The 13516-nt window shown below is 43.4% G+C and carries 14 protein-coding genes; 2 read left to right on the top strand and 12 right to left on the bottom strand.

Features of this window, described 5'->3' with window-relative positions:
- Positions 1–162: 162 nt before the first annotated feature.
- The 11 genes from AU255_RS18735 to AU255_RS18680 form a co-directional block, all read right to left on the bottom strand.
- Complete coding sequence (locus AU255_RS18735; protein WP_080524414.1) at positions 163–690, bottom strand: copper resistance protein NlpE; 528 nt, start codon at positions 688–690, stop codon at positions 163–165.
- A gap of 85 nt (positions 691–775) precedes the next feature.
- The gene (locus tag AU255_RS18730) at positions 776–1078 is read right to left on the bottom strand and encodes a hypothetical protein (protein WP_080524413.1); all 303 of its coding nucleotides are present in this window, start codon (positions 1076–1078) and stop codon (positions 776–778) included.
- A gap of 154 nt (positions 1079–1232) precedes the next feature.
- Entirely contained in the window at positions 1233–1811 is a 579-nt protein-coding gene (locus tag AU255_RS18725; RefSeq protein ID WP_080524412.1) for a UbiX family flavin prenyltransferase, read from the bottom strand.
- A gap of 156 nt (positions 1812–1967) precedes the next feature.
- Positions 1968–2912: a prolyl aminopeptidase gene (gene pip, locus AU255_RS18720; protein ID WP_080524411.1), complete on the bottom strand. Its 945-nt coding sequence runs from the start codon at positions 2910–2912 to the stop codon at positions 1968–1970.
- A gap of 103 nt (positions 2913–3015) precedes the next feature.
- On the bottom strand, positions 3016–3552 hold the full coding sequence (gene cobO / locus AU255_RS18715; RefSeq protein WP_080524410.1) for a cob(I)yrinic acid a,c-diamide adenosyltransferase: 537 nt from the start codon (positions 3550–3552) through the stop codon (positions 3016–3018).
- Positions 3549–4829: a cobyrinate a,c-diamide synthase gene (locus AU255_RS18710; protein WP_080524409.1), complete on the bottom strand. Its 1281-nt coding sequence runs from the start codon at positions 4827–4829 to the stop codon at positions 3549–3551. Before AU255_RS18710 ends, cobO begins: the two co-directional genes overlap by 4 nt.
- A 45-nt stretch (positions 4830–4874) precedes the next feature.
- Positions 4875–5102, bottom strand: coding sequence for a hypothetical protein (locus AU255_RS18705; protein ID WP_080524408.1), 228 nt, complete (start codon positions 5100–5102; stop codon positions 4875–4877).
- 181 nt (positions 5103–5283) lie between these two features.
- A complete protein-coding gene (locus AU255_RS18700) occupies positions 5284–7332 on the bottom strand; it encodes a CHASE2 domain-containing protein (protein WP_158083169.1) in 2049 nt (682 codons plus the stop codon).
- A gap of 10 nt (positions 7333–7342) precedes the next feature.
- A complete protein-coding gene (locus AU255_RS18695) occupies positions 7343–7936 on the bottom strand; it encodes an OmpA family protein (RefSeq protein ID WP_080524406.1) in 594 nt (197 codons plus the stop codon).
- Positions 7937–7971: 35 nt separating this feature from the next.
- Positions 7972–8439, bottom strand: coding sequence for a FecR family protein (locus tag AU255_RS18690; protein ID WP_080524405.1), 468 nt, complete (start codon positions 8437–8439; stop codon positions 7972–7974).
- Positions 8440–8955: 516 nt separating this feature from the next.
- Complete coding sequence (locus AU255_RS18680; protein ID WP_080524403.1) at positions 8956–9927, bottom strand: IS1595 family transposase; 972 nt, start codon at positions 9925–9927, stop codon at positions 8956–8958.
- A 275-nt stretch (positions 9928–10202) separates the two neighbouring features.
- On the opposite strand from AU255_RS18680, the gene AU255_RS18675 reads away from it, so the two are divergent.
- Entirely contained in the window at positions 10203–10778 is a 576-nt protein-coding gene (locus AU255_RS18675) for a hypothetical protein (RefSeq protein WP_080524402.1), read from the top strand.
- Between the two features lie 99 nt (positions 10779–10877).
- On the top strand, positions 10878–12185 hold the full coding sequence (locus tag AU255_RS18670) for an OmpP1/FadL family transporter (RefSeq protein WP_158083168.1): 1308 nt from the start codon (positions 10878–10880) through the stop codon (positions 12183–12185).
- 158 nt (positions 12186–12343) lie between these two features.
- Here the strand turns inward: AU255_RS18670 and ltrA are convergent.
- The coding region (ltrA, locus tag AU255_RS18665; protein WP_233144752.1) for a group II intron reverse transcriptase/maturase at positions 12344–13516 on the bottom strand (1173 nt) is incomplete at its 5' end.

Raw genomic sequence — 13516 nt, 5'->3', positions numbered from 1 at the left:
ATTAATAGTAATTAAGGCAGCAGCAAAACATTAATAATCTCTCAATAATTGCCAGCAAATGCACCATTTGTGTAATTGCCTGCAGAAAGCAGCTGTTATAGATACCTTCTGTATTACAAGTTTAAATTTCGTTTTGTACGTTGCTACCGATTAAAACCTATATCAATGAATATGCACTTCACGGGATTCTACAGTATCGCTTCTGCGTAGAGCATATTCATCCTGATCAACGACCCTGGGTGTTCCATCAACAGTAAACGGAACAAGTGTTCCTTCATCTATAATACTGTATTTACTTATGCTTGAATTCTTGCGCGATACCAAGGTAACAGTACGCGTTTTGTCATCCCAGGTATATTTACCTTTATCGTAATACTCCCTGGATGAGGCTTTTGCATACTGAGTCACCAGCAAGTAATTATTTTTATTTTTTAATGACAGCGTCATTTTAGTACCAGCACAGTCTTTGCATGGGAGGTAACCATAATACACTCCCCGAAATTTTTGACTCTCGTCAACGGGTGTCAGATGTGCTGAATGATCGTCTTGCCGAGTCATTTGACGGGCTTTTTGAACAGCTTCCATGGCTTGCTTGTCAGAATTAGCTATCGCCGGACTTATAGACACCGTAAAGATACTGAGTAATATAAAATTCAGGCTTTGTTTTAAAGGTATTGTTAATATTTTCAATGATCACCTCTTGATAAAATAATGTGTTATCGCATTTTTATGCGTAAACCTATGTCTTGATTTCAGCGTTGGTTAAACTTATAACTTATCTTCTTATAATCAGCAGCAAACCCGCAAGTAAAGCCAGAATCGGCATTACCAGGTGACTCGACGGAATAGTAAACTTAAACAGCACTATAGCAGCCCCTATAATCAACCATATTCCAAGCAGTAGTATACCTATACTTTCCAGTTTTTCTTTAAGTTCATGGGTTGATAAAAATACACCAGCAGCGATAGCGATGCAGGCAAGTACAATCTTGTCATAAGAAAAATGAACATTCAACAGCTCCAGTAAACTGCGTGTAATTAGCCAGATTCCCAGCAATAATAAACCGTAATATTTCACAAATTAATCCTGATTTCCTCAAAACTATTATCTAAAATTCTTTAACCATTACCCAACCAAGGGGCATCAAGCACTATCGAGTATTGCTTTAGTATTTGCATAAAACCCTCTGTTATTCGGTTAACGCCCCAGCATAGAATTCAGTTGTAGTTAATTACAAGCCTTCCCACTGCGCAAACATACCCTCAACATTTACCCCAAATAGATTCAGGACCCGCCCGACGCCTTCATCTACCATTGCTGCTATTGAATTAGACTTATTATAAAACGCTGGCATCGGTGGAAAAATAATACCACCCATTTCAGTTACACTTGCCATATTACGAATATGCGCCAGATTTAACGGTGTTTCTCGCGGCATAATCACCACACGACGACGCTCTTTTAAAGCCACATCTGCCGACCTCGAGATTAGATTATCCCCAAAACCATGCGCAATCGCCGCTAAAGTTTTCATCGAACAAGGTGCAACAATTACGCCTTCTGTTTTAAAAGATCCACTGGCAATAGACGCTGCAATATCATCAACACCATGCGTGATATCCGCTAAGGCATATAGCTCTTTACGCGGCATATCCAGTTCATATTTTAAATTTACCAAACCCGCATTTGAAATCACCAGATGCGATTCCCAGTTATTCTGTTGCTGTAGCACTTGCAACATTCTGACGCCATAAATTGCACCAGTCGCACCTGTCATGGCGATAACCAGGCGTTTTTTTTGCTCACTCATAATCTTAGAAACCGCAGTAGAAAATGGATTTCGTGCTCAGATTTATTCACAAAACCGTGAAGTGGAGTATCTACACCCAACAGGTGACAAGTATTAACGATCATTATATTCAATATTCAGATGCTTATAGTGTTTTAAAACGGTCAACAGCGGTTTTTAGGATAAAGCTAATCTCGTGGCCATTTGATCACTTGCATCGACAAGGGCATCGATCATTTCATCACCTTGTGCAATATGCCCGGCGTGTTCCAATATTCTGTACTCAGCTTTCGGCAACGCCCTGGATAAGCTCAATCCGGCAGCCATGGGGCAAACAAAATCATACCGCCCGTGAATGATAATACAGGGGATATTTTGTAAACTGGTGCAATTTTCCAGTATTTGATTTTCTGTAATGAAATATTGATTCCGGGCATAATTCAATTCCATTTTAACTTGATCGACCATTTTTTGCGTCACGTGCTCGGGCTGATCAACTTTTTGATAATCCTCACCTACTGCAACCTTGCTGCTCCACTGTATCCACGCCTGGGCGACACGCCGCACAGCGAGCTCATCATCGGACCATAAAGTGGTATATAACAAGTCAATATTATGCCCCGGCGTACTGTCTAGCAAGCACTGATATTGCTCAGGATAAATCCGGCTGGCACCGTCTCTAACAAACCAATCCAGGTCTTGCTGCCGCGCTAAAAATACTCCACGGATAATCATTCCTGAAACATATTCAGTATATTGCTGTGCATATAGCAAGGCTAGAGCACTCCCCCAGGAACCGCTAAATAATAGCCATTGTTTAATATTTAACTGCTGACGAATGCGCTCCATATCCGCGATTAAATCCTGTGTCGTATTATTCTCCAGCTCGCCAAAAGGCAAGGATAAACCACAGCCACGCTGGTCAAATAAAATAATATGATACACATCGGGATCAAAAAAACAGCGCTGTCCTGGTCGTGTACCTGAACAGGGGCCGCCATGTAAAAAAACAACTGGAATTCCCTCTGGATTACCGGATTGCTCCACATATATCCTATGCAGGCTTCCTGTTTCAAGAAAAAAAGTATTAAACGGTTCAATTTCTGGATAAAGTGCTTTCATTATTATTTAAAAATAGATTAATTCAGATTTCAATATAGCTGGAAACACCTGGTTTCTGACTTTTCAGCAAGCCGCGCCCCGCAAATATAGTTGCTAGGTTCATTTAAAACTCCACGCCCTGTGCCGCCTTAATATCTTGTGCATAGGCATGCTTAATCTTGGTCATTTCTGTTACCGTATGCGCCACTTCAATCACTTCAGGTGCAGCATTACGTCCGGTTAATACCAGGTGCATCCAGGGTGGCTTTTCATGTGCGATAAAATCCGCAATTTCCTGCCCTGAAATCCAGTGATAGCCACAACAATAATTAATTTCATCTAATAAAACAAAATCATACTCTTCAGATAATATTTTTTGCTTACTAAACTCCCAGATTTCACGACTGGTTTTAATATCCTGTTCCGGATTTTTAGTATCCCAGGTAAAGCCGTCCCCCAGCACATGCCATTCGATATTATCAAAACGTTCTGATGCTTTTTGTTCGCCAGTCTGCCATTTGCCCTTAATATACTGAATCACACACACTTTCATGCCCCAGCCGGCAGCACGAAATACCATGCCGAAAGCACTTGAAGATTTCCCTTTGCCCTCTCCGGTATTGACTACAACGATGCCTTGACGACGCTCTCTCTCTTTCATTGACTACCACCCAACCACTTTGTTATAACTTCTGGTGCACTGGCAAAATACCAGTGCACATAAGAAGCGCGTAAATTCTTATAGCGTACGCCTGTGTCTCCCCGCTCAACTTGAAAACAAGGCTCTAAAGATTGCTCTGCTTTGCGTACTGAATGATGAAATTCATGTCCCTTAACCCCTGCCGCTTCTTCCCGATAGCCTAAAGATGCCAGTTTTGTTTGCATTTTCGAACGAAAAGGTAAAATATTCGCCATCGACCACGAACGCCCATCAAGATCAATTAAAGACTCACCCAGTAACATTGCACCGCCACATTCGGCTAATACAGGTTTGTCTGCCTCGATAAAATCACGCAAGGAAAGCCAGGTATTTGATACCGACAGAGCTTGCGCAAATAACTCCGGATACCCGCCCGGCAGCCATAGTGTATCAGCACAATAAGGAATCGCCTCACCTGCAAGCGGTGAAAAAAATAAAATCTCTGCGCTTTGCTCACGTAAAAAATCCAGATTAGCCGGATAAATAAAACAACAGGCCGCATCTTTAGCCACAGCAATTTTCTTGTTTTTTAACAGGCCTTGCTGCTTTACAGGCTCAGGCGGCACAAATAACGTTTCAGTCAAAAAATCCACAAAATTATCAACTTCAATATGCAGAAAAGGTAAAAAATCCGGTAGTTGAACTTCTGACGGCTGCACTAATCCCAAATGTCGCTCAGGTAACACAGGTGCGCTTTTTTCCATCCAGGCGACCAGGGGAGGCTGCTGATAATCAGATAAAGCCTCGCTTAATAAGCCTGCATGATGCTTACTGCCAACACGGTTAGCTATAATTCCGGCAATAGTTACGCCCATTTTTTGTGCGTATGTAACATAACCACTGACCATAGCCACAATTGACCCGCTCATACCCCCGGCATCCACCACCAGAAAAACGGGTACCTGCAAAGCTTGCGCCAGTTCAGCACTGGAACCACTACCACCAACGCCCGAGCGTCCATCAAACAAACCCATCACGCCTTCTATCAACCCACAGTCAGCAACCGCAGCTTGCTGGGCAATGAGCTGTGCAGAGTGTTGCACACCAATCATACGGGTATCAACATTATAAGACTGCCTGCCTGTTACCACCTGATGCCACAAAGGATCTAAAAAGTCAGGCCCGGATTTAAAAGAAACAACACTGTGCTGCCGAGCTTTTAAATATTGTAATAATGTCAGCATCAGGGTGGTTTTTCCGCAACCGGAATGTGTACCCGCCAGTAGTCCCAGTTTCATATAATCCTATCTACTCATCAATCCGGTAAAAGAATATATTATACGCTACAGATCCTGCGATTTAAGTATAAACACTCCGGGTTTTACAAGCCTGCTTCGCGCAACCATGCCAATAACGGATAAAGCCTGTAAAGCCTGTGATAACTGTATCGAATAATTCAGCGCAAAATACCCTGAAGCCATCAGTTGTCTGGAAAAAGATAAGGTTGAAATGCTGGTTATTTTATGATGATCCAGCCGAAAACTGGCTGCATATAAGGGTGTTGCATGCATTTTTACAGCGTTGCGATTACGGACAAATAAAATGAAAAACAGCGAATGTCATAACCGACGTTTTGTTATCGATGGAATTAAACCAACGGGCTATGCAAAAAATCACACAATTAAGCCACACATAGGTGCAGGCCGTGATTCGCGACCGGCCCCTAGCGTATACTTAATTGTGTAGTAGAGCTTATACTTCGGAGAGCAAGGTCTGTCGCTGATCGTCGCTGTCGAGAAATTGGAGAGCAATTTCCAAAAACTGATTTTCAGTGGCTAGAAAAGCGTCTACGACCAGAGGGTCAAAATGCTTATTTTTGCCCTCGAGAATAATCGATTTAGCTTTATTATGCGAGTACGCTGGTTTGTAAACTCGTTTGCTGATTAAGGCATCATAGACGTCAGCAAGCATCATTAATCTGGCGGACAGAGGAATTTCTTCGCCAACTAATCCCTTGGGGTAGCCGCTGCCATCCCATTTTTCATGGTGCGATAAACAAATTTCCTGGGCAATCCGCATAAAAGGATTCCAGCCGCTTTGAGCCGCAACAGCATCGACGATGTCGGCCCCAATTTGTGGATGAGATTTCATGATTTCAAATTCGTCACTTTCAAGATAACCGGGTTTAAGCAGAATGTTATCGCGAATACCGACTTTACCAATATCATGGAGAGGAGCAGCTTTAAAGAATAACTCAATGATGTCGTCTGTCAGCTCCGTTTGGAATTTTGGATGTTGCTGTAGATGAGTCGCCAGCACTTTGACATAATGTTGAGTGCGCCGAATATGAGCGCCAGTTTCGGGGTCTCGAAACTCTGACATAGAACTGAAGCTTTGAATAATGCCCTCTTGAGTCCTGGCAACCATTAAGTTCATTCGTTTGGTATGAAGACTTTCTTGTGCGTATTTGATTAATGACAGTGATAAAAAGGTTACCAAGGCCATGATAACGGGTAGCGCGGGTGAGACGACCATTCCGGACAAAGCTAAAAGAGATTGCGATCCGGCGAAAAGCAAGAAAATTATCAGGCAATGGACAATCGTAAGTGTGATTGGCCCTGCACTGGCTAAAGTGATAAAGAGTACAAGTCCAAGCATTGTGGCTAAAAACAATTCCAATCCGTTAGCATAGTCGGGCCGATGCAAGAAATTATGCCGGGATAAGTTGTCGATGATTGATGCATGCACTTCAACACCCAAAAACTGCGGCGCATAAGGGGTAGGACGAACCTCATGTAAACCCGTAGCTGAAAAACCGACAATGACGATTTTATCTTTCAAGCGGCTTGTTCCGATTTTATTGGAAAGAACATCGGATGCAGATATTTTTTCGAAGGTTTGTTCGGATTTCGGAAATCTAACCAGTAAATTGCCTGCATGATCGAGCGGGATCTGGATTTTTCCCGCCTGTAAAGTCAAACCGCTTTCCTTTGCTGAAACTAAAAAGTGGTCGATTTTTTTTGCTGATAAATAAGCCTGTAAGGCCAGGCTCGGATAAAGCTGACCATTGTATTCGATGATCAATGGCGACTCGCGATAAAGTCCGTCGGCATCGACCTTGGAGTTGATAAACCCGCTATATTTGGCCGCCAGCTGCAGTACTTCTATATTGCAAAAAACATTCTGAGGCGCTGGCACATGCAACGACTGCTTTTCCCCGCCGGCTGAAAACCAGGCACCGCCAGCCGATTTCGGTTGACAGGACTTTTGGTAAGGTTTGTCATTGGAAAAAAAATAACTGAGTATAAAAGGCCCGGACTTTAATGTTTCCCCCAAAGCATAGTCGTAGTCCCAGAGCGCTTTATCGATCCCTTTTAACGAAAAAAATTGCCCAAAATCTCTTTCGGCAACGCGCTGAATCTCCAGCGGAGAAGTTCTATCTCTTTCAACAAACACGGCGTCAATCGCAACACTAAGAGCACCGGCTCGTTGAATAGCTTCAAGCAATTGCGCCACTTGATAGCGAGGCCATGGCCATTGGCCATACTCAACAAGGCTTTTTTCATCCACTTCCACGATGACGGGTAATCGGGACAAGGGTGTTTCCGGTAATAATCTGATCTGGACCGCAGTGACTTCATTATTGATTTTTTCGACGATGTTTGGAAATTTTACGCCGAGTATCAATAGTAAGAGTGTTAATGCCGTTCCAAATAGAATTGTATTGATTTTTTCTTCTGATTTAGAGAATTGCGGAGTCAGACCGTCCAACTGTGTTTTTTGAAGAATCTGTGGAGGCATTACAAAGCGCTTATCGGATCTCAACTTCAACGCGTCGGTTACGTTCTTCCGCGACATTGTCGGCGGTAGGAACAGCAGGATCGTTTTCACCATAATAGCGAATATCCATACATTTTCTGTCCACACCGTTATCTGTTAAAGCCTTGGCGACATTTTCGGCCCTCACTAAGGAAATACCTTTGTTGCTTTTATTATCGCCGACCCGATCACTATGCCCGATGACACTTAGATCACAGGATTTTCGATCTTGGATAGACACTATGATTTTGGTGATTTCCGCTCTGGTTTCAGCTGTCAATGAAGCGCTTCCTGTCGAAAAATACAAACGGTAACGTTTGGGAGGCGTCGGTTCATTAGCCAAGATTTCGGAAAACATATCATTGATTTTCTTTGCGCTTAATACAGCTGCTTGAGTGGGCGCCTGGCCGGCTTCTGGCGCCTGCGCACTTTCATTTGCTTTAGACAGCAGAGTCGTTCCTCCTTCTGTAGCAAGAGAGACTTCACCGACTTTACCGTCAGGATCGGGGACTAAAACAACTGTTGTTCCGCTACATCCGATCAAGAAAGAGGCTATCAACAGGTTAAAGATTATTTTCATATTCATAAATTAAACTCGATAAATCGATTTGGATAAAAACGCTACTTCACTTCAATTAAAATTTTGGTTCCGCGTAAACCGAGTGTTGCGGTTGGGGTTTGAAATTGAACGGAATCAGGGGAAATTCTGCCAATGGCGCCTGACACAAACGCAACCGTACCCCTTATTATCCGCGAAACGAAAGAAACTTTCTTTTCGCTGGGATTAAAAAGAAAATTATCGATACTTAGTTTACAGTTCGGTCCTAGCGTTAATACGGCACCATCCTTAAAAATGATACCAATAGCACCCTCCGATCCTGTTTCAAGCGTGTCGCCCTGAAAAATATCCGAGCCGGTTTGCAAAGCTGTTTCAACTCCTTGCCGTACGACAAAACCATCAGGCGTATAGGTTTTAACCAAACCGATACGCTCATTGGCAAACGGTGCTGTACAAAATAGCAAAAGTATCGCTGATAAAATATAGCTGGCTTTACTGTTCGAAAGAGAAATTTTGTTCGCAAGCATCATATAAAACCTTTAATTAAGTATTATCTTTTTAGAAGTAAACTAGTTCAGTATAACAATGTTTACTAGTTTTTTTATATCAAAGTAGTCAATATATAATGATCAAGTTAAATAACTGGCAAATAACTGACATAATCAGGGCCAGAGTAAACTTAAATTATTTATTTACTTTTTCATTCCGCCAGCCAACAGGTCTCCCCATTTTTTGTTGTCATCCTCCGCCCTGTTAATTTCTCAATTTCCGCTGTAAACCTTTCATTACCGATTATCATGCCTTGGTTTGTCGCAATTCGAATACCTCCAAATAATTGACCTTCGATTGGATATTTAAAAAATTCACGGTAATTTGCCCGCCACTTTTCTGGTTCACTTGCTAACGCTAAATACAAAGGATGAGGAGCACATAAATTCGATTCTTTTCCTCAAGAAAGGAAAACCGTGGGCAGGTTCCGAATTTCGAGTTTATTGACAAATAAGTAAGAACTTTTAGAAACTTTAGGGCCAGGTCTTTGATCTAGGCTATGTCACCGTTAAGTATTGAAAATCACCCAGAGCAGAATGTAACAATTGCTCAGGGGTTAGATTGAGGTTCCGATCCATAATTCTGCACCAAGCCAAATAATTAGGTAAATACTTGGTGGCTACACCATGAAAGCGGTCTAGCCATGATTTAAAACGGTGGTGGTATGCATTGACATTTTGTATATGATAGGCCCCTTTAGTCACCCGCTGCCCTTGACTCATGTTAACGATTTCATGAGATACTTTTTCAGCTTTACAAAATGCACCATAAGTTGGATTGCCATCACTCACAAGGAGGGCATCCTGGTCTAGTATTGGCTTTAAATGCGTATCAAGAACAATTTTGCTTATTGGGCCATTACCTGTCACAAAATCTACGGTTTGTTTTGAGCGATCACGAGCAATTAAAATGCACATTTGCTCATCAGAAATCCCTCGCTTAGTCGCACAGCCCCCTCGTTTCCTTGGTTGACGATTGAGATGGCGTTCTCCTTTATGTGACTCAAGTAAGTAGGTTTCATCAGCTTCTGTAATGCCATGAAGAGCACTGGGACGATCCTGCTGAATCCAGCTTAAAAAACGGTGCCGCCATCGAAAGGTTGTATTTCGATGCACATTAATTTCTTTAGCTGCCTGCCGGACAGTCAATGATTCTGCGATAGCTCCTAAGTAATCAAGCCACTTTGACTTGAGGCGTAGATGAGCAAGAGGCGTTCCTGTCAAAGCATTAAATGTCTTTTTGCAGGCTTTACAGCGGTAGCGCTGAAGGCCATCTTTTATTCCATGCCTGTGGCTTTCGGTATGGGAGCAATGAGGGCATTTACCTTTGCTATCAAATATTGTTTCAATTAAATCAAAAACCTTAGGTTCGTCCTCTAGTTGATCCAGTGCTTTCGTTAGAACAGTGCGTTGATGGTGGTCAAGTTGATTTATTTCGGAAATGAACTCTAAAAACTCTGGGGCGTTCATAGCTATCTCCTTAATTTACATGGGCTTTATTTACTTATACGCTCTTGTTATATGAAATTCCATACTTTACGGTGACATAGCCTTGATCTATGATTTTATAGCGAGTTGATTTTAGTCGAAAGCACGGCGAATAAACAGGCGCATAGCAAGCTACGCAAATGTTTAAGCAACGCAGCTATAGGCAAAAATCGGCCGCCAGAAAATAACAAAAATTCAATAAAAATATCTATATAATAACTCATTGACATATAAATTTTTTAATATGGAAAATCGCCATGAACCCACTAACTAAACGTGTATTTATTAAATATGCAGCACTTACTGGCTTAGTTGCCATTACCTCAATTTCATCAGTTATGGCTGTCGCGCTTCTGAGTGACACCACCGTAGCAGAATCAGAACAAGCACAGAGCAAAGCCAAATCTGTGCAATATTTGTTTGTACAAACAGCTCACGCCATTACTTCAAAGGATAATCAGTTGACTCTGCACGGTATTGGGCCAGCAACATTATTTTTTTCTGACCGGCCAGAGCGTATTACAGGGCATGTTGATACAGAGGGATGGGTAAAATCATGGTCAGTAGGTAAAGACAGTTTTGCTGCTAACCCACCCAATGCAACAATATCGATTTTAGGTAACGATAGTGTCGATGATGTTGTCGTGGAATTAACAAACCCTCAGCTGGTAGGGAGCAAACTGACTTACACAGTTAAAGTATTAGAAGGTAATTTACCAGCATCAGGAGGGATTGCGTCTTTATTTATAGATATTATTGGCATGCCGATGACTCCTTTGTCGTACAGAGGGGTTGAGCGAAGAGCTGTATATCGTCGTGCGGTATGGCGCTAAGAGTAATAAGCATGCCCTGATCTATCGAGAAGCGATACATGTCAGATTCTGGTAGTCCGACTTAAACTTTTGGAGTTCACTTTGATAATGGACTATGCTATGGACACTATATGTTGCAACAAGTCACTGAATATCAGACCCAACGACAAACCTGTATTTTTGGTTGGTGTACTTATTTTCGCAGTACTACCGCAATCGGCACATTCCGGTGGCATTAGTCTTTACGAAATCGGTACACCTGATGTTGGACTGGCTTCGGCCGGTTATTCTGCCAGAGCGCAGGATGCGTCTACACTATTCAAGAATCCTGCGGGCATGAGTCGTCTGCACGGCTCGCAGATCCAGGCCGGCGGACAGTTCCTGTATGGCGATGTTGAATTCTCCCCAGATGGGAATACTTCACCCAAGCTCGGCAGCGATGGGGGCGGCAATGCAATCGGCGCGTTGCCGGGCTTGAGTCTTTTCTATGTCCATGATTTTTCTGATAAATGGAAATTCGGCCTGGGCGCATTTTCTAATTTCGGTCTGGTTGAAGAATATAACGAAAACTGGGTGGGCCGCTATTATGTGCAAAAGAGTGCTCTGGTTGGGGTTTCCATAATGCCTTCCGTGAGTTACAAGGCGACTGACTGGCTCTCAATTGGTATTGGGATGAATGCTATGTTTGGCTACTTGAAAGACGAGGTGGCGATCAACAATCTTGACCCCAGAGTCGGTGATGGACAGATGACACTCAAAGACAATACCTGGGGATTTGGTGCCAACGTCGGTATTTTAATTGAACCACGTAAAGGAACGCGATTTGGCATCACCTATCAATCTCAGATAAACCTCGACTTCGCGGCCACCCCTAGTTATAGCAACCTGGGGCCCGGACTGAGTAAAGTACTTGCTAATCCGTCGAGTGTAAATCTCGGCATGAACGTGCCGCAATCTGTAATGTTTGGTTTTTATCAACAAATCGATGATGAATGGGCGATCATGGGAGATGTCGGATGGCAGGACTGGAGTCAGTTTGGCAAAGTCGATATCGGGCTGCAATCTTCTGATTCCAGTACCCTGACGGCAAACCTCAATTATCAGGATACCTGGCACGGGGCTATTGGTGTCCAGTACAAAGCATTTCCCGATTGGGTGTTTACCAGTGGCTTCGCCTACGACAGTTCGGCAGTGAGCAACAAAGACCGTACTGTAGTTCTGCCAATGGGTGAGGCCTGGCGTTTCGGTCTTGGAGCACTATGGCAAGTAACTCAGAAGTTAGATGTCAACGCATCCTACGAATTTATGTGGAATGGTGATATGTCGGTGACTCAGGGAGCAGATAATATTTTGCGGGGGCAGGTCTCTGGATCCTATGCTAATGCCTGGTTCTCGTTCTTCGCTCTGAATTTCACTTATCGGCTTTAAGTAAGTAGTCAGTGCTTAGGCAAGCGGTAATATTTTGTAGGCTGGGTTAGATTATCTACGCTTCGTTAGATAATCTAACCCAGAATTTTATCGGGTCAGAGGGAGCCGCAGCTCCCGTCTGCCCACAGAACCGTGCGTACGGGTCCGTACACGGCTCCTCACGCAAGACGTATCCATTGAGAAACTTCAAACCAATGCTCTAACTTTCGGTCGGATCGTATTTCCTGCCCTTTCAGATTTATAAACCAACTGTTCGGATAAGCCCTCGTCACTGCTCGCGCATTGGAGAGTTGCCACCGTTTGTTGTTTGAAAAGACGGCTTTTGATGCTTGTTTTCGTGGTACGCCCCGTTTGGCCAGTTTTCGATATAGATGCTGTTTTCTCTTTTGTTGATCGACTATTCGTGATCGTAGTCGTCGCCTGATATGGGCTTCGATTTTATTCAATTGTGAGGGGTAGTAAGTCAAACTGTAGTAATTTGACCAGCCCACATACCATTGATTGATCTCGTCCAGTGATGTATCCAGAGTCTGATGTGTACCTCGCGGTGTCAGTTCTTCGATTTTACTCATGGCTGTTTGCAGGGCTTTATGCGCAATGGCAATTGTCCCCTTAACCACGGTAAAACCTAAAAACTTTACCGCATCGGATTTAGCCACCTGGCTTTTCTCCTGATTCACTTTCAGTTTCAGCTTCTTTTCGATGAATTGGCTGACTTTTTCCATCACTCGATCTGCCGCTTTTTGCGATTTTACGAAGATATTACAGTCGTCCGCGTACCTGCAAAATTCCAGTCCACGTTTTTCCAATTCCTGATCCAGTTCATCCAGAACGATATTGCTCAGCAAGGGACTGAGTGAGCCCCCTTGCATTGCGCCTTCCTTGCTGGGGTTGACGATGCCATTGATCATGACGCCGCTACGCAACATGTTTCCGACTAGGCGAAGTATCCGTTTGTCGGATATTTTCTCGCCCATTCGGGCTATCAGCCTGTCGTGATGGATTCTATCAAAAAACTTGGATAGATCTATATCCACCACGTAGGGCTTGCCACTGTTCACTATCTGTTGTGCCGCTTGTACCGCTTCGTGCTGGCTTCGCCCTGGGCGAAATCCATAGCTGTGCGGTGAAAAATGCGGATCAAAGACCGGTTCCAGCAGTAGCTTTAATGTTGTTTGTACCACTCGATCCCGTACCGTCGGTATGCCGAGTAGTCGTACACCTTTGCCTCCCGGCTTGGCTATTTCTACTCGACGGACTGGCGAGGGTTGATAAGTCCAGTTTGCGAGTTCCTCTTGCAACTGACTTAGCTCTTCGTCTAAACGAGTTTC

The sequence above is a fragment of the Methyloprofundus sedimenti genome (assembly GCF_002072955.1).
GTDB classification, from domain to species: domain Bacteria; phylum Pseudomonadota; class Gammaproteobacteria; order Methylococcales; family Methylomonadaceae; genus Methyloprofundus; species Methyloprofundus sedimenti.
This window is presented reverse-complemented; position numbering and strand designations above follow the sequence as displayed.

Bases quoted from the DNA above. Each gene is read 5' to 3' on its own strand.
- AU255_RS18675 (WP_080524402.1), top strand. From the start codon at position 10,203: ATGAACCCACTAACTAAACGTGTATTTATTAAATATGCAGCACTTACT.
- AU255_RS18725 (WP_080524412.1), bottom strand. From the start codon at position 1,811: ATGAGTGAGCAAAAAAAACGCCTGGTTATCGCCATGACAGGTGCGACT.
- AU255_RS18700 (WP_158083169.1), bottom strand. From the start codon at position 7,332: ATGCCTCCACAGATTCTTCAAAAAACACAGTTGGACGGTCTGACTCCG.
- AU255_RS18705 (WP_080524408.1), bottom strand. From the start codon at position 5,102: ATGCATGCAACACCCTTATATGCAGCCAGTTTTCGGCTGGATCATCAT.
- cobO (WP_080524410.1), bottom strand. From the start codon at position 3,552: ATGAAAGAGAGAGAGCGTCGTCAAGGCATCGTTGTAGTCAATACCGGA.
- AU255_RS18710 (WP_080524409.1), bottom strand. From the start codon at position 4,829: ATGAAACTGGGACTACTGGCGGGTACACATTCCGGTTGCGGAAAAACC.
- AU255_RS18690 (WP_080524405.1), bottom strand. From the start codon at position 8,439: ATGATGCTTGCGAACAAAATTTCTCTTTCGAACAGTAAAGCCAGCTAT.
- pip (WP_080524411.1), bottom strand. From the start codon at position 2,912: ATGAAAGCACTTTATCCAGAAATTGAACCGTTTAATACTTTTTTTCTT.
- AU255_RS18670 (WP_158083168.1), top strand. From the start codon at position 10,878: ATGGACACTATATGTTGCAACAAGTCACTGAATATCAGACCCAACGAC.
- AU255_RS18680 (WP_080524403.1), bottom strand. From the start codon at position 9,927: ATGAACGCCCCAGAGTTTTTAGAGTTCATTTCCGAAATAAATCAACTT.
- AU255_RS18695 (WP_080524406.1), bottom strand. From the start codon at position 7,936: ATGAATATGAAAATAATCTTTAACCTGTTGATAGCCTCTTTCTTGATC.